General features: G+C 71.4%; 20 protein-coding genes. 12 read left to right on the top strand and 8 right to left on the bottom strand.

From position 1 onward, the window contains the following. Positions 1–135: 135 nt before the first annotated feature. Genes G408_RS0100780 through G408_RS12440 form a run of 3 tightly spaced genes read right to left on the bottom strand, consistent with a single transcriptional unit; the run spans position 136 to position 3,964 of the window. Positions 136–1,584 (bottom strand): cryptochrome/photolyase family protein, encoded by a 1,449-nt coding sequence (locus tag G408_RS0100780; protein WP_028769537.1) that lies wholly within the window; start codon positions 1,582–1,584, stop codon positions 136–138. Further along, positions 1,581–2,342 carry an SDR family NAD(P)-dependent oxidoreductase gene (locus G408_RS0100775; RefSeq protein WP_028769536.1) on the bottom strand — a complete coding sequence of 254 codons (762 nt, stop codon included), beginning with the start codon at positions 2,340–2,342 and terminating at the stop codon, positions 1,581–1,583. The genes G408_RS0100780 and G408_RS0100775 overlap by 4 nt, the downstream gene beginning before the upstream one ends. Then, positions 2,339–3,964: a cryptochrome/photolyase family protein gene (locus G408_RS12440; RefSeq protein WP_084627996.1), complete on the bottom strand. Its 1,626-nt coding sequence runs from the start codon at positions 3,962–3,964 to the stop codon at positions 2,339–2,341. Before G408_RS12440 ends, G408_RS0100775 begins: the two co-directional genes overlap by 4 nt. A 69-nt stretch (positions 3,965–4,033) precedes the next feature. Between G408_RS12440 and alr the strand changes: the two genes are divergently transcribed. Further along, positions 4,034–5,179, top strand: a complete 1,146-nt coding sequence (alr, locus tag G408_RS0100765; protein WP_028769535.1) for an alanine racemase — start codon at positions 4,034–4,036, stop codon at positions 5,177–5,179. 14 nt (positions 5,180–5,193) lie between these two features. On the opposite strand, the gene G408_RS0100760 is transcribed toward alr, so the two are convergent. From G408_RS0100760 to G408_RS0100740, 5 genes are all read right to left on the bottom strand, one after another. Further along, on the bottom strand, positions 5,194–6,582 hold the full coding sequence (locus G408_RS0100760) for a replicative DNA helicase (protein WP_028769534.1): 1,389 nt from the start codon (positions 6,580–6,582) through the stop codon (positions 5,194–5,196). A gap of 249 nt (positions 6,583–6,831) precedes the next feature. Beyond that, entirely contained in the window at positions 6,832–7,278 is a 447-nt protein-coding gene (rplI, locus tag G408_RS0100755) for a 50S ribosomal protein L9 (RefSeq protein WP_028769533.1), read from the bottom strand. A 105-nt stretch (positions 7,279–7,383) separates the two neighbouring features. Then, positions 7,384–7,614 carry a 30S ribosomal protein S18 gene (gene rpsR / locus G408_RS0100750; RefSeq protein WP_028769532.1) on the bottom strand — a complete coding sequence of 77 codons (231 nt, stop codon included), beginning with the start codon at positions 7,612–7,614 and terminating at the stop codon, positions 7,384–7,386. A gap of 41 nt (positions 7,615–7,655) precedes the next feature. Continuing rightward, entirely contained in the window at positions 7,656–8,060 is a 405-nt protein-coding gene (rpsF, locus tag G408_RS0100745) for a 30S ribosomal protein S6 (RefSeq protein ID WP_028769531.1), read from the bottom strand. Between the two features lie 142 nt (positions 8,061–8,202). Further along, entirely contained in the window at positions 8,203–8,544 is a 342-nt protein-coding gene (locus G408_RS0100740) for a HesB/IscA family protein (RefSeq protein WP_028769530.1), read from the bottom strand. A 102-nt stretch (positions 8,545–8,646) separates the two neighbouring features. Between G408_RS0100740 and asnS the strand changes: the two genes are divergently transcribed. From asnS to kynU, 11 genes are all read left to right on the top strand, one after another. Then, positions 8,647–10,047 (top strand): asparagine--tRNA ligase, encoded by a 1,401-nt coding sequence (asnS, locus tag G408_RS0100735; RefSeq protein ID WP_028769529.1) that lies wholly within the window; start codon positions 8,647–8,649, stop codon positions 10,045–10,047. A gap of 14 nt (positions 10,048–10,061) precedes the next feature. Next, a complete protein-coding gene (locus G408_RS0100730) occupies positions 10,062–10,349 on the top strand; it encodes a hypothetical protein (protein WP_028769528.1) in 288 nt (95 codons plus the stop codon). A gap of 121 nt (positions 10,350–10,470) precedes the next feature. Further along, entirely contained in the window at positions 10,471–10,734 is a 264-nt protein-coding gene (locus G408_RS0100725; protein ID WP_245584244.1) for a hypothetical protein, read from the top strand. Beyond that, on the top strand, positions 10,731–11,513 hold the full coding sequence (locus G408_RS0100720) for an SDR family oxidoreductase (protein WP_028769526.1): 783 nt from the start codon (positions 10,731–10,733) through the stop codon (positions 11,511–11,513). Before G408_RS0100725 ends, G408_RS0100720 begins: the two co-directional genes overlap by 4 nt. Positions 11,514–11,532: 19 nt before the next feature. Continuing rightward, positions 11,533–11,850 carry a PilZ domain-containing protein gene (locus G408_RS0100715; protein ID WP_028769525.1) on the top strand — a complete coding sequence of 106 codons (318 nt, stop codon included), beginning with the start codon at positions 11,533–11,535 and terminating at the stop codon, positions 11,848–11,850. A gap of 49 nt (positions 11,851–11,899) precedes the next feature. Beyond that, the gene (locus tag G408_RS0100710; RefSeq protein WP_084627993.1) at positions 11,900–13,336 is read left to right on the top strand and encodes an aldehyde dehydrogenase family protein; all 1,437 of its coding nucleotides are present in this window, start codon (positions 11,900–11,902) and stop codon (positions 13,334–13,336) included. Positions 13,337–13,364: 28 nt separating this feature from the next. Continuing rightward, positions 13,365–13,787 carry a RidA family protein gene (locus G408_RS0100705; RefSeq protein ID WP_028769523.1) on the top strand — a complete coding sequence of 141 codons (423 nt, stop codon included), beginning with the start codon at positions 13,365–13,367 and terminating at the stop codon, positions 13,785–13,787. 14 nt (positions 13,788–13,801) lie between these two features. After that, positions 13,802–14,332: a 3-hydroxyanthranilate 3,4-dioxygenase gene (locus tag G408_RS0100700; RefSeq protein ID WP_028769522.1), complete on the top strand. Its 531-nt coding sequence runs from the start codon at positions 13,802–13,804 to the stop codon at positions 14,330–14,332. Next, a complete protein-coding gene (locus G408_RS0100695; protein ID WP_028769521.1) occupies positions 14,329–15,288 on the top strand; it encodes a sodium-dependent bicarbonate transport family permease in 960 nt (319 codons plus the stop codon). Before G408_RS0100700 ends, G408_RS0100695 begins: the two co-directional genes overlap by 4 nt. A 1-nt stretch (position 15,289) precedes the next feature. Continuing rightward, the gene (locus G408_RS0100690; RefSeq protein WP_028769520.1) at positions 15,290–16,300 is read left to right on the top strand and encodes an amidohydrolase family protein; all 1,011 of its coding nucleotides are present in this window, start codon (positions 15,290–15,292) and stop codon (positions 16,298–16,300) included. Positions 16,301–16,350: 50 nt separating this feature from the next. Further along, the gene (gene kynU / locus G408_RS0100685) at positions 16,351–17,628 is read left to right on the top strand and encodes a kynureninase (RefSeq protein ID WP_028769519.1); all 1,278 of its coding nucleotides are present in this window, start codon (positions 16,351–16,353) and stop codon (positions 17,626–17,628) included. Positions 17,629–17,636 lie beyond the last annotated feature (8 nt).

Here is a 17,636-nt window from a genome sequence, read left to right as displayed (position 1 = left end):
CGGACGGCGCTGCCGGAGGCGCCGGTGCCGGCCTGGCTCCGCCCCGCTTCTCTCTGGGTTTCCGCGCCTTCGCCTGCTTCGACATCACGCCCTCCCCGGCTTCTGCGGCAGGATGCCGCGCCGCTTCTCGGGGCGTCAACGCGCGTCGTCGGGCGGCAGGGTCTTCGGCCCCGAATAGGCCGCCAGGGCTTCGGCGCGGCTGGCCTTGAGATCGACGATGGGCGTGCGCGGGTAGCCGGGAGCCAGGCGCCGCAGCAGCTCGCCGTGCGTCCAGGGCTCTGCCAGTGCTGCTGCGGGCAGTGCCGCGAGTTCGGGCACCCACTGCCTGATGTAGGCCCCGTCCGGATCGAACTTCTGGGCCTGCGAGACCGGGCTGAAGATCCGGAAGTACGGCGCGGCATCGGCCCCGGTGCCGGCGGTCCACTGCCAGCCCTGGGTGTTGTTGGCCAGGTCGGCATCGAGCAGGGTGTCCCAGAACCAGCGCGCCCCGTGCTGCCAGTGGTAGCGCAGGTTCTTGGTGAGGAAGCTCGCCACGACCATGCGCACGCGGTTGTGCATCCAGCCCGTGGCCCAGAGCTCGCGCATGCCGGCATCGACGATCGGCACGCCGGTGCGGCCGCGCTGCCAGGCCGCCAGCCGGGTCTCGTCCACCTCGGCCCAGCGGAAGTCCTCGAAGCGTGGGTTGAGGTTCTGCTCCGGGGTATGCGGGAAGTGGAACAGCAGGTGGTGGCTGAACTCGCGCCAGCCCAGTTCCGACAGATAGTGGTCGAGGTCGGGCCGGGAGGCCGCCGGGACGCGGGCCGTCTGCAGGGCCGAGACGATGCGCCGCGGCGAGATTTCGCCGAAGTGCAGGTGCGGCGAGAGCTTCGAGGTGCCGGTGCGGTCGGGGAAGTTGCGCTGCGCCTTGTAGCCGTGCAGCGCGCCCTCGAGGAAGGCCTCCAGCAGATCGGCGGCTCCGGCCTCGCCGGGCTGCCAGTACCGCCAGAAGCCGAGATCCCAGCCCCCTTCGCGGGCCGGCGGGCGCAGGTCCAGGGCCTCGGGCTCGAGCGAGGCCAGAGGCGGCAGCGGCGGCAGGGATGCCGGCGCCGGCAGGGGGGAAAGCCCCTCGAGGCGCTGCCGGGCGTTCTTCCAGAACGGGGTGAACACGCGGTAGGGCTCGCCGCTGCCGGTCTTCACCTCCCAGGGCTCCGCCAGCAGGCTGCCGTTGAGGCTTTCGACGTGCAGGCCGCGCGCCTTCAGCGCCGCCTTGGTGGCGGTGTCGCGGGCGATGCTGGCCGGCTCGTAGAGGCGATGCCAGTACACCGCCTCGGCCCCGCATTCGGCCGCGAGCGCGAGCAGGGTCTCGGTGCTCGGGCCGCGGCGGAGGATGAGGTCGCTGCCGAGGCCACGCAGCGACGCGCGAAGCGAGTGCAGCGAACGCTCCAGCCAGACCCTCGAGGCAGCCCCCGGCGCCCAGGGCGCCTCCTCCTCCGGAGCATGGATGTAGACCGGCACGGGTGCATGCCCGGCCTCGATCGCCGCCTGCAGGGCCGGATGGTCGTCGAGCCGCAGGTCGCGGCGGAACCAGACGAGGGCGCGGCTCATGCGCCGGCCCTCAGCAGCGGGCGGACGGCAGTGAAGCCGCCATCGAGGGCGATCACCTGCCCGGTGATCCAGTCGCCGCCCGGGCCGAGCAGGAAGGCGGCCAGCCGCGCCGCATCCGCGGCCTCGCCATGCCGGCCGAGCGGATACTGCGCGGTGATGGCCTTCCTCGCCGCCTCGTTGGACAGCAGCCTGGCGGTGAGCGGGGTTTCCATGAGACCGGGGGCGATGGCGTTGACGCGCAGGCCCATGGCCGAGTGGTCGGCCGCCAGCGAGCGCACCAAGGCCTCGATGGCGCCCTTGGCCATGGCGATCGCGGCATGGTTGCCCACGCCGATGCCGGCCGCCACCGAGGAGAACAGCAGCAGCCGCCCTGCCCCGCTGCCCCCGGCCTTCTGCGCCTGCTGCAGCGCGCCCACGTAGGCCTTGGCGGTGAAGAAGGCGGTGTCGAGGTTGGCGGCCAGGCACTCGCGGTACTGTGCCTCGCTGGTGCGGGTGAGCGGCGCGAGCAGCAGGGCGCCGGCGGCATTCACCACCGCCGTGGGGGGCGCCCCGAAGCGCGTGCTGGCCTCGGCCACCGCCAGCAGCGCGCCGGCTTCCGTCGAGACATCGGCTTCGATCAGCAGGTCGCCCTCGTCGGGCTGCAGGGTCTCGTGGCGGCGGCCGGCGCGGGCCAGCTGCCAGCCCTCGGCGCGGAGGAGCGCGGCCAGGGCGCGCGCCAGCCCGCCAGAGCCGCCGGTGATGAGGCAGGTATTCGTCATGGCATCGTGTCCTCGAAAGGATCGTTCATCGGCACCGTGGAATGCGGATTCGGGCGCGCGGCCGGCGTGACGGGCTCCGTGCCGCCGCCCAGCCGGGCACGCAGCGCGGCGGCGGCCCCGCGGATGGCGGCGAGTTCCGCCTCCGGCTTGCGGGCGAGGTGCTTCCACTGCAGGGCGGTGCGCGGGTGGCGCTCGAAGCGCGCCCGGTGGCGGTCGAGGAAGTCCCAGTACAGCGTGGTAAAGGGGCAGGCCTCGGGGCCGGTGGCCCTGGCGGGGTCGTAGGGACAGTGCGCGCAGTAGTTCGACATGCGCTCGATGTACCTGCCGCTCGCCACGTAGGGCTTGCTGGTCATGCGCCCACCGTCGGCGTACTGGCTCATGCCCAGCACGTTCGGCAGCTCCACCCATTCCACCGCATCGACGTAGACCGCGAGGTACCAGGCGTGGACCTGCTTCGGCGCCACCCCGAGCAGCTGGGCGAACAGGCCGGTCACCATCAGGCGCTGGATGTGGTGGGCGTAGCCGTACTCCAGCGTCTGCCCGATCGCCTCCTTCAGGCAGCGCATCTCGGTCTCGCCGGTCCAGTAGAAGGCCGGCAGCGGGGCATGGGCGTCGAGGGCGTTGTCCTCGAGGAAGGCCGGCATGCGCAGCCAGTACAGGCCGCGCACGAACTCGCGCCAGCCGAGCACCTGGCGCACGAAGCCCTTCACCGCCGGCAGCGGGGCCTCGCCGGCCTGCCAGGCCTGCACCGCCGCCGCGATCACCCGGCGCGGATCGAGCAGCTTGAGGTTGAGCGCGGCGCTGATCCGCGAGTGGTAGAGCCAGGGCTCGCCGGTCCACATCGCGTCCTGCCAGCGCCCGAACAGCGGCAGGCGGTGGGCGATGAAGTCCTGCAGCGCCGCCTCGGCCTGCGCGGGGTCGAGCGGCCAGTCGAACTGCGCCAGCGAGCCCGGGTGGCCGGGGAAGCGGCGCTCCACGAGGGCCAGCACCTCGCGGGTGGAATCATCCGGCAAGAAGCGCCGCGGGGCCGGCAGGAAACCGGGCCCCCGGGCATCGAAGGCCTCGCGGTTCTCGGCATCGAAGTTCCAGCGCCCGCCCACCGGCTGCTCGCCATCCATCAACACACCGTGCCAGCGCCGCATCTCGCGGTAGAAGAACTCCATGCGGTACTCGCGCCGCCCCCGGGCCCAGCGGGCGAAGGTCTCGCGGCTGCAGAGGAAATGGGTGTCGTCGCGCTCGATCCAGGGGACGCCGGCGCGGGCGCAGGCGGCCGGCAGCGAGCGCGAGAGCCGCCACTCGCCCGGTGTCAGGGCCAGCACCGCCTGCGGGCGTAGCCGGCCAAGATCCTCCTCCAGCGCCGCCTCCAGGGTCGGGGCCGCATGGGCATCGAGCGCCCGGTAATGCACGGTGATGCCGCGGGCCCGCAGGGCATCGCGGAACCGCCGCATGGCGGCGAGGAAGAGGGCGATGCGCGGCTTGCTCGACCAGACCTGGGTGGCCTCGTGCGCCACCTCGGCCATCCACACCGCGTCGCGCTCGGGGTCGAAGCCCTCGAAGGCCGGCGAGCCGGGATCGAGCTGGTCGCCGAGCACGACGACGAGATGGCGAAGAGGGGGCGGCATCGCGGCAGTCTGGGGGCGGCGGCGTGCAAGGCGCGTCGCCGGAGGCCCCGGGCTGCCTACAATCGGCGGATGAGTGATCCTTTGAGCCAGCGCCCCACCCGCATCCGGGTAGACCTCGGGGCCATCGGCCACAACCTCGACGCCATCCGTGCCCATACCGGCCGGCCGGTGATGGGCATCGTCAAGGCCAATGCCTACGGCCACGGACTGGTGCCGGTGGCCCGGCACCTGGAAGCCCGGGGCGTCGAGCAGCTCGGGGTGGCCTTCGTCGAGGAGGGCATCGCCCTGCGCCGTGCCGGCATCCGGGTGCCGATCCTGGTGATGGGCGGCATCTTCGGCCGCCAGGCCCCGGAGTTCATCGCCCACGAGCTCGAGATCACCGTCTCCTCGATCGACAAGCTGCGGCAGGTGGAGGCCGCGGCCGAGCAGCTCGGACGACCGGCCACGGTGCACCTGAAGATCGATACCGGCATGGAGCGCATCGGGGTGCACAGCTATTCCGCCGCCCCCTTCATCGAGGCCGCGCTGGCCTCGCGCTGGTGCCGGATCAAGGGGATCTACTCGCACCTGGCCTGCGCCGACGACCCCGGCCACCCGATGACGGCCCGGCAGCTGGAGCGCTTCCTCGAGGCCTGCGCCCATTTCGAGCGCCTCGGTGCCCCCATGCCGCTGCGCCACCTGGCGAACTCCGGGGGCGTGCTGCATTTCCCCGAGACCTGGCTCGACCTGGTGCGACCGGGCATCGCGCTCTATGGCGTGCTGCCCGACCCGGCCTCGCGCCCTGCCCTGCCCCTGCGCCCGGCCCTCGCCCTGCACTCGCGGGTGGTCTACTTCAAGGTGGTACGGGCCGGGGCCTCGGTGAGCTATGGCGCCTCCTGGCATGCCGCGACCGACACCCGCGTGGTCACCATCCCGATCGGCTATGGCGATGGCTGGCCGCGGGCCCTGTCCTCGCGCGGCGAGGTGCTGGTGCGCGGCATCCGCCGCCCCATCGTCGGACGCATCTGCATGGACCAGTTCATGGTGGACCTGGGGCCGCAGGGCACGGCCTACAACGAGGACGAGGTGGTGCTGATCGGGACGCAGGGCGGAGAGTCGATCCGCGTCGAGGCGGTGGCAAAGGCCGCCGGCACCATCCCCTACGAGATCCTGACCGGCCTGAACGAACGCATCCCGCGGGAATACACCGGTGGCGAGCCGGCCATGGCCGGCTGAGCCGCAGCCCGCGGCTACTCGAAGCGGCCCTCCGCGTCGCGGGCCAGGTTGTCGAAGCGGGTGTACTCGCCGAAGAACTTCAGCTTCACCGTGCCGGTGGCGCCGTTTCGGTGCTTGCTGATGATGACCTCGGCCAGCCCCTTGTCCGGGCTGTCCTTGTGGTAGTACTCGTCGCGGTAGATGAACAGGATGATGTCGGCGTCCTGCTCGATGGCGCCCGACTCGCGCAGGTCGGACATCACCGGGCGCTTGTCGGTGCGCGATTCGAGACCGCGGTTGAGCTGCGAGAGCGCGATCACCGGCACGTTCAGCTCCTTGGCCATGGCCTTGAGCGAGCGGCTGATCTCCGAGATCTCGGTGGCGCGGTTCTCGCTGTTGCCGGGCACCTGCATCAGCTGCAGGTAGTCCACCACCACGAGGCCGAGGTCGTGCTCGCGCTTGATGCGACGGGCCTTGGACATCAGCTTGGCCGGCGAGAGCGCCGGCTCGTCGTCGATGAAGATCTTGCTCTCCGAGAGCAGCCGCATCGCCATGGTGACGCGCGACCAGTCCTCGTCCTCGAGCTGGCCGGTCTTGAGCCGCCCGGCGTTGATGCGGCCGATCGAGGAGATCAGGCGGAAGGCGAGCTGGCTCGCCGACATCTCCATCGAGAACACCACCACCGCCTTCTTGCTCTTGAGCGCGGCGTACTCGGCCATGTTGAGCGCCAGGGTGGTCTTGCCCATGGCCGGGCGCGCCGCCAGCACGATCAGGTCGGAGGGTTGCAGGCCAGCGGTCATCTCGTCGAAATCGTGGAAGCCGGTGGGCAGGCCGGTGACGGTGCCCTGGGTCTCGTAGCGGACCTGCAGGATCTCGAAAGCCTCCTTCATCGCCTCCTTGAGCGGGATGATGTCCTTGCGCCCGGTGCGGTTCTGGTCGGCGATGCGGAACACCCGCTGCTCGGCCTCGGCCAGCAGCTCGGGCGTCTCGCGGTCGCCCGGGGCGAAGCCGTCCTCGGCGATCTGGGTGCCCACCTCGATCAGGCTGCGCAGCACCGACTTGTCGCGCACGATGTCGGCATAGGCGCGGACGTTGGCGGCCGAGGGCGTGGTCTGGGCCAGTTCGACGAGATACGCGGTGCCGCCCACCTGGTCGGCGAGCGCATGGGCCTCGAACCACTCGCCCAGGGTCACGGCGTCATAGGGTCTGTTCTTCTCCGCGAGCTCGGAGATCGCCTTGAAGATGAGCTGGTGGTCGCGGCGGTAGAAATCGGTGTGGGAGAGCACGCCCACCACCTTCTCCAGGGCCTGCGGATCCAGCATCAGGGCGCCCAGCACCGCCTGCTCGGCATCGATCGAATGCGGCGGGACGCGCAGGGCTTCGACGCGGGGATCGACGGGGCGGGAAGGAAGACGTGCGGCCATGGAGAGTGAACCAGTGCATCCGGGCGGTCGCACAGGGTAGGCCCTGGCAGGCCGCGGGAGTTGCAGACAAGTCTGTGGATAAGCGGTGCGTATCGGGTGGGAAACACCGGTCTACCCGAGTCCCGTCTCAGGTGGCGAGACGGAGCACGCCGCAGCGGCCCCGCTGCCGGAGCGCGGGGGCGATGGGGGCCTGAAACGGCGACGGGCGCCTTGCGGCGCCCGTCGCGGAAGCCTTGCGGGCAGGCCGGATCAGGCTTCGGCCTTGACCACCAGCTTGATGGTGACCTCGACGTCGGCGTGCAGGTGCAGCAGCACCTCGTACTCGCCCACGGCGCGGATCGGACCGGCGAGGATCACCTCCGACTTCGCCACCTTGTGGCCGGCGGCGGTCAGGGCCTCGGCGATGTCGCGGGCGCTGATCGAGCCGTAGAGCTTGCCTTCCGGCGAGGCATTGGCAGCGATGGCGATCTCGACGCCCTCGAGGCCGGCCTTGCGCGACTCGGCCTCGGCGAGCACGGCCTTGGCCTTGGCCTCGTACTCGGCGCGCTTGGCCTCGAAGGCGGCGATGTTCTCGGCGGTGGCCGGAACGGCCTTGCCATAGGGAATGAGGTAGTTGCGGCCGTAGCCCGGCTTGACGCGGACCTTGTCGCCGAGGCCGCCCAGGTTGACGACCTTCTGCAGGAGGATCAGTTCCATTTCTTCGGTTCCTGAACGTTAGCGGGCGCAGGGGCCCGCAGCGGGTGCTGTCCGTTGGGACGCGGGATGGAGGGACGCCGCGCGGGCGCCGCCTCCGGGCTTTCATCAGTTGCGGTGGCTGTCGCTGTAGGGCAGCAGGGCCAGGAAGCGGGCACGCTTCACGGCGGTGGCCAGCTGGCGCTGGTACTTCGACTTGGTGCCGGTGATGCGGGCCGGCACGATCTTGCCGGTCTCGGTGAGGTACTGGCGCAGGGTGTTGAGGTCCTTGTAGTCGACCTCGGTGACGCCCTCGGCGGTGAACTTGCAGAACTTGCGGCGGCGGAAGAACTTGGACATGGGGTCGCTCCGGTTCGTGATTCGCGGGGTCTGGGGCGTCGTCAGGCGGCTTCGGCGCCTTCGGCCTCGACGTTGCCCTCGGCCTCGTCGTCGCGACGGCGGCGCTCGCCGCGGTCACCCTTCTCGTCCTTGCTCTTGAGGATCGGCGACTGCTCGGTGATGGCCTCGTCGCGGGCGATCACGAGGTGGCGCAGCACCGCGTCGTTGAAGCGGAACAGCTCGACCAGCTCGTTCAGCGTGGCCTGGCCGCACTCGATGTTCATCAGGGCGTAGTGGGCCTTGACCAGGTTGTTGATCGGGTAGGCGAGCTGGCGGCGGCCCCAGTCCTCGAGGCGGTGGATCCGGCCGCCGGCGGCCTCGATCGAGCTCTTGTAGCGCTCGATCATCGCCGGGACCTGCTCGCTTTGGTCCGGGTGGACCATGAACACGATTTCGTAATGGCGCATGTGATGCTTCCTTGTGGATGGCGGCCGGAAGGCCGGACAGCCCCCGGCCGGGCCGTGGGGCAAGGGCTGCCCGAATGCAGGGCAGCACGTGATTATGGCAGGAAGCGACGCCTGGTTCAAGCCAGCCCAGCACCGGGCGGGCTCAGGCCGGCAGGTCGCTGCGGGTGGTGAAGCTCTCGCCGCAGCCGCAGGCGCCGGTGGCCTGCGGATTGCGGAACACGAACTCCTGGTTCAGGCCGCGGCGCTGGAAATCGATCTCGGTGCCCTCGACATGCGGCAGGCTGGCAGGATCGATGAAGACCTTGAGTCCTCCGGCCTCGACCACGGTATCGCCAGGCAGGTTCTCCGCCGCCACCTCGACCACGTAGGCAAGGCCCGAGCAGCCGGTGCGGCGCACGCCGAAGCGCAGCCCCAGGGCCTGCGGCTCGCGGGCGAGGAACTGGCGGGCGCGTTCGAGGGCGGCGGGGGTCAGGGTGACGGCCATGCCGCGATTGTATGCCGGGCCGCGCGGAAGCGGCGGAAGGCTGCGTGAACCGCCCCGCGCAGGCTATCCTCGGCGGCTTGTCCGCACGACCTCCTTCCCGCAATGAGCGCCATCCGCATCCAGCAGGCCCTCGCCGGCGAACCCGCCCCCGGCAGCACCGTCACCGTCCGCGGCTGGGTCCGCACCCGGCGCGACGCCAAGGCCGGCCTGAGCTTCATCCATCTCTCCGACGGCTCCTGCTTCGCCCCGATCCAGGTGGTCTGCACCGATGCCCTGCCGAACTACGCCTCCGAGGTCACGCGGCTCGGCAGCGGCTGCGCGGTGGTGGCCACCGGTACCCTGGTGCCCTCGCAGGGCAAGGGCCAGGCCTACGAGATCCAGGCCACGAAGATCGAGGTGTTGGGCTGGGTGGACGACCCCGAGACCTACCCGATCCAGCCGAAAGCCCATTCGCTGGAGTTCCTGCGCGAGGTGGCGCACCTGCGCCCGCGCACCAATCTGTTCGGCGCCATCAGCCGCATCCGCCACTGCCTCGCCCAGGCCATCCACCGCTTCTTCCACGAGGAAGGCTTCTTCTGGGTCAACACCCCGATCATCTCCACCTCCGACGCCGAGGGCGCGGGGCAGATGTTCCGCGTCTCCACCCTGGATTTCGCCAACTTGCCGCGCCGGCCCGACGGCAGCGTCGATTTCTCCCGCGACTTCTTCGGCAAGGAAGCCTTCCTCACCGTCTCCGGCCAGCTCAACGTCGAGGGCTACTGCCTCGCGCTCAGTAAGGTCTACACCTTCGGCCCGACCTTCCGCGCCGAGAACTCGAATACTGCGCGCCACCTGGCCGAGTTCTGGATGGTGGAGCCGGAGATCGCCTTCGCCGACCTCGATGACGATGCCGCCCTCGCCGAGCGCTTCCTGAAATCCGTGTTCAAAGCCGTGCTCGAGGAACGCGGCGACGACATGGCCTTCATCGCCGAGCGGGGGCAGAAAGACGCCATCAGCCGCCTGCAGGCCTTCATCGACCAGCCCTTCGAGCGCATCGACTACACCGAGGCCGTCCGCCTGCTGCAGAAGGCGCCACACACGTTCGAGTTCCCGGTGGAATGGGGCCTCGACTTGCAGACCGAGCACGAGCGCTGGCTCACCGAGACCCATGTCGGCCGTCCGGTGGTGGTGATGAACTACCCGGAACAGATCAAGGCCTTCTACATGCGCCTGAACGACGACGGCAGGACCGTGGCGGCCATGGACGTGCTGGCGCCGGGCATCGGCGAGATCATCGGCGGCAGCCAGCGCGAGGAGCGGCTCGAGGTGCTCGACGCGCGCATGGCGCAGTTCGGCCTGGACCCGGCGAACTACCAGTGGTACCGCGACTTCCGCCGCTACGGCACGGTGCCGCATGCCGGCTTCGGCCTCGGCTTCGAGCGGCTCGTGGTGTACGTCTGCGGGCTGTCGAACATCCGCGATGCCATCCCCTACCCGCGCGCGCCGGGGCTGGCGACGTTCTGAGGCGGGCGGCAGCGGTGGAGGATTTCCTGCTCTTCCTGATGCTGGGGCTGGTGGGCTCGGCCGGGCCGGCGCATTTCGGTTTCCGCCTGCTGGCCCACCGCCACCACCGCGACCGCGGGTGGCCGTTCGCCGCGGGCACCGAGGAGGGCGGCTTTTCCTACAGTGCATGGCTGATGCGGCGGGGGTATCGTGCCTTCGCCGACCGCGACATGGCCTTCTTCGGCTTCTGGGGCATGCTGAGTGGCTGGATCGCCAGCCTCGCCCTGGCCGCCGCCACGGTCATGATCGCGCTGCGCGCCTGATCCACGTCGTCCACGAGGGGGAACGTCCATGAACAGCGGCATCGAAGGCGGGCTCGACGCGGCACCCGACGAGCGCAGTCCGGTGGTGGCCAGCGAATGGTGGGTGGCCTGCCCGGCCCGCATGCTGGTGTGGGCGCGGCTGCAAGTCCGCGAGTCCGGGGTGGCCGACATCCTCGACTGCGACGGTCAGGTGCTGGTCTACGACAGCGAGGACTCGGCGCGTGCCGCGCTGATGGACGCCGAGTTCCGGGCGCTGGACGGCCTCGATGATGATGACGTGGCCGGCTGGGGCATCCTGCTCGAGGATCTCGTGCCGCCCGAGGGCGAGTTCGACGACGACCTCGTGCCGCAAATGATGCGGGCGCTCGAGGTGCCGCGCCGATGAGCGCCGCCCCGCTCGCCGGCCATCTCGCCCTGGTCTGCGGCGGCTCGGCCGGCATCGGCCTTGCCTCGGCCCAGGCCCTCGCCGGCATGGGCGCCGAGGTCTGGCTCCTGGCGCGCACGCCGGCCACGCTGGAGGCCGCCCTGCGCCGCCTGCCCGGGAGCGCCCCGCACCGGGCGCTGGTGGCCGACCTGGCACGCCCCGAGACCGCCGTGGCCACCCTGCGCGAGGCCCTGGCCGGCCGTGCGGCCTCGGTGCTGGTGAACAACTCCGCCGGCCCGCCGCCGGGGCCGATCGCCGAGGCCGGGGCCGCGGCCTTCCGCAGCACCTTCGAGCAGCAGCTGCTGGCGGCGCACGCACTCGTGCAGTGCCTGCTGCCCGGCATGCGCGCCCGGCGCTTCGGGCGCATCGTCAACATCATCTCCACCTCGGTACGCGAGCCGCTGGCCGGGCTCGGGGTCTCCAACACCGTGCGCGCCGCGGTGGCCGCCTGGGCCAAGACCCTGGCCGGCGAGCTGGCGGCCGAGGGCATCACCGTGAACAGCGTGCTGCCGGGCTATACCCGAACCGCGCGACTGGACCAGATCATCGAGGCGCGCATGGCCGCCACCGGCCAGAGCCGCGCCGAAGTCGAAGCGGCGATGCTCTCGCAGGTGCCCGCGGGCCGCTTCGCAGAGCCGGAGGAGGTGGCGGCCGCGGTAGCCTTCTACGCCTCGCCGGCAGCCGGCTATGTCACCGGCACCACCCTAGCCGTGGACGGCGGCCGCACCCGAGCCCTCTGACCCCCGGAGCGCCATGCCCATGGACGAGACCGAACGCCGCGACGAGCCCCGCCTGCCCTTCGCCGCCGAAGTGCTGGTGGCCCGCGAGGACCGTGGCTGGCGCAGTGCCGTGCTCGATCTTTCCAGCGGCGGCTGCGCCCTGCTGCGCCCGGCCGGTTTCGACCTGCACGTGGGCGCCGTGGTAACCCTCTATTTCCTCACCCGCAACGGGCCCGGTCCGGCGGTGGGCGCGCGGGTGGCGCGGGTTGGCGCACGCGACCTCGGTTTCGAGTATCACGAGCCACAGGCCGTGCCTCCCGCCCTGGCGGGCCCGGTGCGTGTCCCCTCGGCCGGCTGAAGCATCCCGAACCTGTCCGTACGGCGGGACGAACCGCTACCCTTGCGCGATGACCACGCGCTACCGGCTGCACATCGACGGCGAGGATCGCGATGCCCACGACGGGGGCGTGCTGCCGGTCTTCGATCCCTGCCGCGGCCTCGCCGTGGCCGAGGTGGCGGCGGCCACGCCGGGCGACGTGGAGGACGCGGTGGCCGCGGCGCACCGCGCCTTCCCGGCCTGGGCCGCGCTCCGCCCCTCCGAACGCGGCCGCTGGCTGCAGCGCCTCGCCGATGCGCTGGAGGCCGAAGCCGCGGCTTTCGCCGCCCTCGAATCGGCCGATACCGGCAAGCCGCTCGCGCTCTGCCGCGAGATCGAGATCCCGCGCGCCGTGGCCAACCTGCGCTTCTTCGCTGCCGCGGCCAGCACCTTCGCCAGCGAGGCCCACCACGGCGAGGCCGGGCTCAACCTCACCCTGCGCCTGCCGCTGGGCGTGGTGGCCACGATCAGCCCCTGGAACCTGCCGCTCTACCTCTTCACCTGGAAACTGGCGCCGGCACTCGCCGCAGGCAATACGGTGGTGGCCAAGCCCTCGGAGATCACCCCGGCCAGTGCCAGCGCCTTCGTGCAGCTCGCTCGGCGCATCGGCCTGCCGCGCGGGGTGCTGAACCTCGTGCAGGGCGCGGGGCCGGTGGCCGGCGAGGCCCTGGTGCGCCACCCCGGCGTGAAGGCGGTGAGCTTCACCGGCAGTACGGCGGTGGGGCGGCGCATCGGCGCCCTGTGCGGCGAGCAGCTGAAGAAGTGCTCGCTGGAACTCGGCGGCAAGAACGCCCTGCTGGCCGGCGAGGACGTGGACGCCGCCCCGGTGGCCGAGCTGGTGCTGCGCTCGGCCTTCCAGAACGCCGGGCAAATCTGCCTGTGCAACTCGCGCCTGCTGGTGCCGCGGGGGCGCCTCGAGGAATGGCGTTTCGCGCTGGCCACGGCCATCGGCGACTGGGTGGCCGGGCCGCCCTCCGACGCCTCGGCACGCTTAGGACCGCTGGCCTCGCAGGCGCAGTTCGACAAGGTACGGGGCTACCTCGCGCTGGCCCGGGCCGAGGGCGGGCGCGTGGTGGCCGAGGGCAGGATCGCCGCCAGCGCCGATCCCGCGGGCTGGTTCGTGGCCCCGGTACTGCTGGAAGGACTCGGGGCCGCCAGCCGCTGCGCCAGCGAGGAGATCTTCGGCCCGGTGCTGAGCCTGCACCCCTACGACGACGAGGCGGAGGCCGTGGCCTTGGCCAATGCCACGCCCTACGGGCTCGCCGCCACCGTGCTCACCCACGACCTCGGGCGGGCGCAGCGCCTCGCCGCCGCGCTCGACGTGGGGCTGGTATGGGTGAACACCTGGATGCAGCGCGACCTGCGCACGCCCTTCGGCGGCGCCCGGCAGTCCGGCCTCGGCCGCGAGGGCGGCTGGGAGGCGATGCGCTTCTTCACCGAGGCGAGGAACGTATGCCTCGGTACCTGACCCGGCTCGATGCCGCGGGGATGCCGGCATGAGCGGCATCGAGGCCAGGGGCGCGCCGCGGGCCGTGGGCCGCTACCCGCATGCCCGGCGGGTGGGGAACCTGCTCTTCCTCTCCGGCATCGGCCCGCGCAACCCCACCGACGATTCGGTGCCCGGCAACGTGCTCGATGCCGGGGGACGCCTGGTCTCCTACGACATCGTGGCGCAATGCCATTCGGTGTTCGCCAATGTGCGGGCGGTGCTGGAGGCCAGCGGCGCTCGCTGGGAGGACCTCGTCGACGTCACCGTCTACCTCACCGACATGGCCCGCGACTTCCCGGCCTACAACGCGGTCTGGGCCGAGTACTTCCCCGACCCCGCCCTTGCGCCCTGCCGCACCACGCTCGGCATCCACGCCCTGCCCACCCCCATCGCCATCGAACTCAAGTGCATCGCGCAGCTGCGCGACTGACCCGGAGCCCTCCCATGCTCGGCCATGCCTTCAACCTCCAGCAGTGGATCGAAGAACACCGCCATCTGCTCAAGCCGCCGGTGGGCAACAAGTGCATCGTCGCCGGCGACTACATCGTGATGGTGGTGGGCGGCCCCAACGAGCGCGACGACTACCACGTCGAGGAAGGCCCCGAGTGGTTCCAGCAGCTCGAGGGCGAGATGGTGCTGCGGGTGCAGGAGGAAGGCGGCCCGCGCGACATCCCGATCCGCGCCGGGGAATGCTTCTACCTGCCACCGCGGGTGCCGCACTCGCCGCAGCGCCGGCCCGGCTCGGTGGGCCTGGTGATCGAACGCAGGCGCCTGCCGCAGGAGCTCGATGCCCTGCGCTGGTACTGCCCGGCCTGCAACCACCTGCTCTACGAGGAGCGCTTCCCGCTCGTGGACATCGAGACCCAGTTCGGCGCGGTGTTCGACCGCTTCTACCGCTCTGAGGCCCACCGCACCTGCCCCGCCTGCGGCACCCTGCATCCGGCGCCGGCGCGCTACGCGGAGGGCGCGGCGTGACCCTCTCACCGGAGCTGCTGGTCAGCAACCTGCTCTCCCCGGTGGTGCTGGCCTTCGTGCTGGGCCTGGTGGCCCGCGGCCTGCGCAGCGATCTTGCGATCCCGCCGGCGATCCAGGGCTACCTGTCGATCTTCCTGCTGCTCGCCATCGGCCTCAAGGGCGGCGTGGCCCTGCGCAGCACCCACTTCGGCGAGGTGGCCCTGCTGGTCGCCGTCACCCTGCTGGCCGGCCTCGCCACCTGCGCCTCGGCCTACGCCCTCGCCCGCCTGTGGCTGCGCGACAGCCGGCTGGAGGCCGGGGCCATTGCCGCGCACTTCGGTTCCGTCTCGGCGGTGACCTTCATCGCCGCCCAGCAGTTCGGTGAACGCACCGGGCAGGCGCCGGAGGGCGTGCTGGTGGCCCTGGTGGTGGCGCTGGAGATCCCGGCCATCCTGCTCGGCCTGTCGCTGGCCAGGCGCGGCGGCGGGCTGCAGTGGCACAGCGTACGCGAGGTGCTGGTGGGCAAGACCGCCCTGCTGCTGATCGGCGGCATGGTGATCGGCGCCGTGGCCACCAAGGAAGGCACCGATGCGGTGAACCTGATGTATGGCCAGCTGTTCCAGGGCATGCTGATGCTGTTCATGCTCGACATGGGCATGGTGGCCGCCGGGCAGCTGCGCGGCATCGGCCGCGGCGGGCTGCGGCTCGTGGCCTATGGCATCGCCCTGCCGCTGCTGCATGGCGTGGGTGGCACCGCGCTCGGCTTCGTCGCCGGACTCTCGCCGGCCGGCGCCGCGGTGTTCGGCACCATGACCGCCAGCGCCTCCTACATCGCCGCCCCGGCCTCGGTGCGCGCCTCGCTGCCCGAGGCCAACGTGGGGCGCTGCATCAGCGCCGCGCTCGGCATCACCTTCCCCTTCAACCTCGCGCTCGGCATCCCGGTCTACTTCGCCTTTTCCGCCTGGCTGGCCCGCTGACATGCTGAAGATCGACACCCACGCGCACTTCCTGCCCGACCGCTGGCCCGATCTGGCGGCCAAGTACGGCGACCCGCGCTTCCCGGTGATCCACCACGGCGACGACGGCCGCTGCCGCATCTACAAGGACGGCAAGTTCTTCCGCGAGATCTGGCCCAAGACCTGGGACCCGGCGATCCGCATCGCCGACTACGCCCGCTTCGGCGTGCAGGTGCAGGTGATCAGCACCGTGCCGGTGATGTTCAGCTACTGGGCGAAGGGCCACCAGGCACTGGAGCTGCATGCCGCCCTGAACGACCACATCGCCGAGGCCTGCCGCGCCCACCCGCGCCACTACGCCGGCCTCGGCACCGTGCCGCTGCAGGCCCCGAGCCTGGCAGTGCGCGAGCTGGAGCGCTGCATGGACGGCCTCGACCTGCAGGGCGTGCAGATCGGCTCGCACGTGAACCAGTGGAACCTCGACGCCCCGGAGCTGGAGCCCTTCTGGGAGGCCGCGCAGGATCTCGGCGCCGCCATCCTCGTCCACCCCTGGGACATGATGGGTGCGGAATCGATGCCGAAGTACTGGATGCCCTGGCTGGTCGGCATGCCGGCCGAGCAGGCGCGCGCCGCCTGCGCCCTGATCTTCGGCGGCGTGCTGGAGCGCTTCCCGAAGCTGCGCGTCTGCCTCGCCCATGGCGGCGGCAGCTTCCCTTACACCATCGGTCGCATCGAGCACGGCTTCCGCATGCGCCCCGACCTCGTGGCCACCGACAACCCGCGCAATCCACGCGAGTACTTCGGCCGGCTGTACTTCGATTCCTGCGTGCACGACCCGCGCGCCCTGCGCTACCTGCTCGACGTGGCCGGCGTCGCCACCGTGATGCTCGGCACCGACTATCCCTTCCCGCTCGGCGAGCAGGAGCCGGGGGCCGGCATCGCCGCGCTCGGCCTGCCCGAAGCCGACCAGGCCCGGCTGTTCCACGGCACCGCCCTCGAATGGCTGGGCCTGCCGGCCTCGCGCTTCGCCTGAGCTCCCGCATCTTCATCCCGACCGTGCTTTTCCCTGCTCCTCGCCTGCCGATGGATCTCTCGCTCGACCACGATGCCTGGGCCCTGGCCCAGGATGCCGCCGACCCGCTGGCCCGCTTCCGCAGCCAGTTCCACATTCCGCGGCACGACGGCCGGGAGATGCACTACTTCGTCGGCAACTCCCTCGGCCTGCAGCCCCTGGGCGCCGCCACCGCCATCACCGAGGAGCTGCAGCGCTGGGCCGAGATCGCGGTGGAGGGGCATTTCCGTGGCGAGCGGCCCTGGATGCACTACCACGCCACGCTGCGCGAGCCGATGGCGCGGGTGGTGGGCGCCCTGCCCTCGGAAGTGGTGGTGATGAACAGCCTCACCGCCAACCTGCACCTGCTGATGGCGAGCTTCTACCGGCCCAGCCGCGAGCGGCCGGCGATCCTGATCGAGGCCGGCGCCTTCCCCTCCGACCGCCACGCGGTGGAATCGCAGATCCGCTTCCATGGCTTCGACCCGGCCCGCGACCTGATCGAACTGGAGGCCGACCTGCCCAACGGCCTCATCAGCCTCGAGGCCATCGAGCGGGTGCTGGCAGAACAGGGCGAGCGCATCGCCCTCGTGCTCTGGCCCGGCGTGCAGTACCGCACCGGCCAGGCCTTCGATCTCGCCGCCATCACCCGGCTGGCAAAGGCCCGGGGCTGCACGGTGGGCTTCGACCTTGCCCATGCCGCCGGCAACCTCGAACTCGCCCTGCACGACAGCGGGGCCGACTTCGCCGCCTGGTGCACCTACAAGTACCTCAACAGCGGGCCTGGCGCGGTGGCCGCGGCCTTCGTCCACGAGCGCCACGCGAACCGCCCCGAGCTGCCGCGGCTGGCCGGCTGGTGGGGCCACCGCCCGGAGACCCGCTTCCTGATGGGCCCCGCCTTCGAGCCGGCTCCCGGCGCCGACGGCTGGCAGCTCAGCAACCCGCCAGTGCTGGCCATGGCCCCGATCCGCGCTTCGCTCGAACTCTTCGATGCCGCCACCCTGCCTGCCCTGCGCAGGAAGTCGGTGGCGCTCACCGGCTACCTCGAGGCCCTGGTGAAGACCCACCTCGCCGACTGCATCGAGGTGCTCACCCCGGCCGATCCGGCGCAGCGCGGCGCCCAGCTCTCGCTGCGGGTGACGGGCGGGCGCGAGCGTGGCCGCGCCCTGTTCGAGCATCTCGCCGCCCGCGGCGTGCTCGGCGACTGGCGCGAGCCGGACGTGATCCGCATCAGCCCGGCGCCGCTCTACAACCGCTTCACTGACGTGCTGGCCTTCGCCCGCGCCGTGCGCGACTGGCATCCAGCCTGAGGAGGCAT

The sequence above is a fragment of the Silanimonas lenta DSM 16282 genome (genome assembly GCF_000429065.1).
In the GTDB taxonomy this organism is placed as follows: domain Bacteria; phylum Pseudomonadota; class Gammaproteobacteria; order Xanthomonadales; family Xanthomonadaceae; genus Silanimonas; species Silanimonas lenta.
Note: the sequence above shows the minus strand (reverse complement) of the source record. Positions and strands in the feature narration are given on the sequence as shown.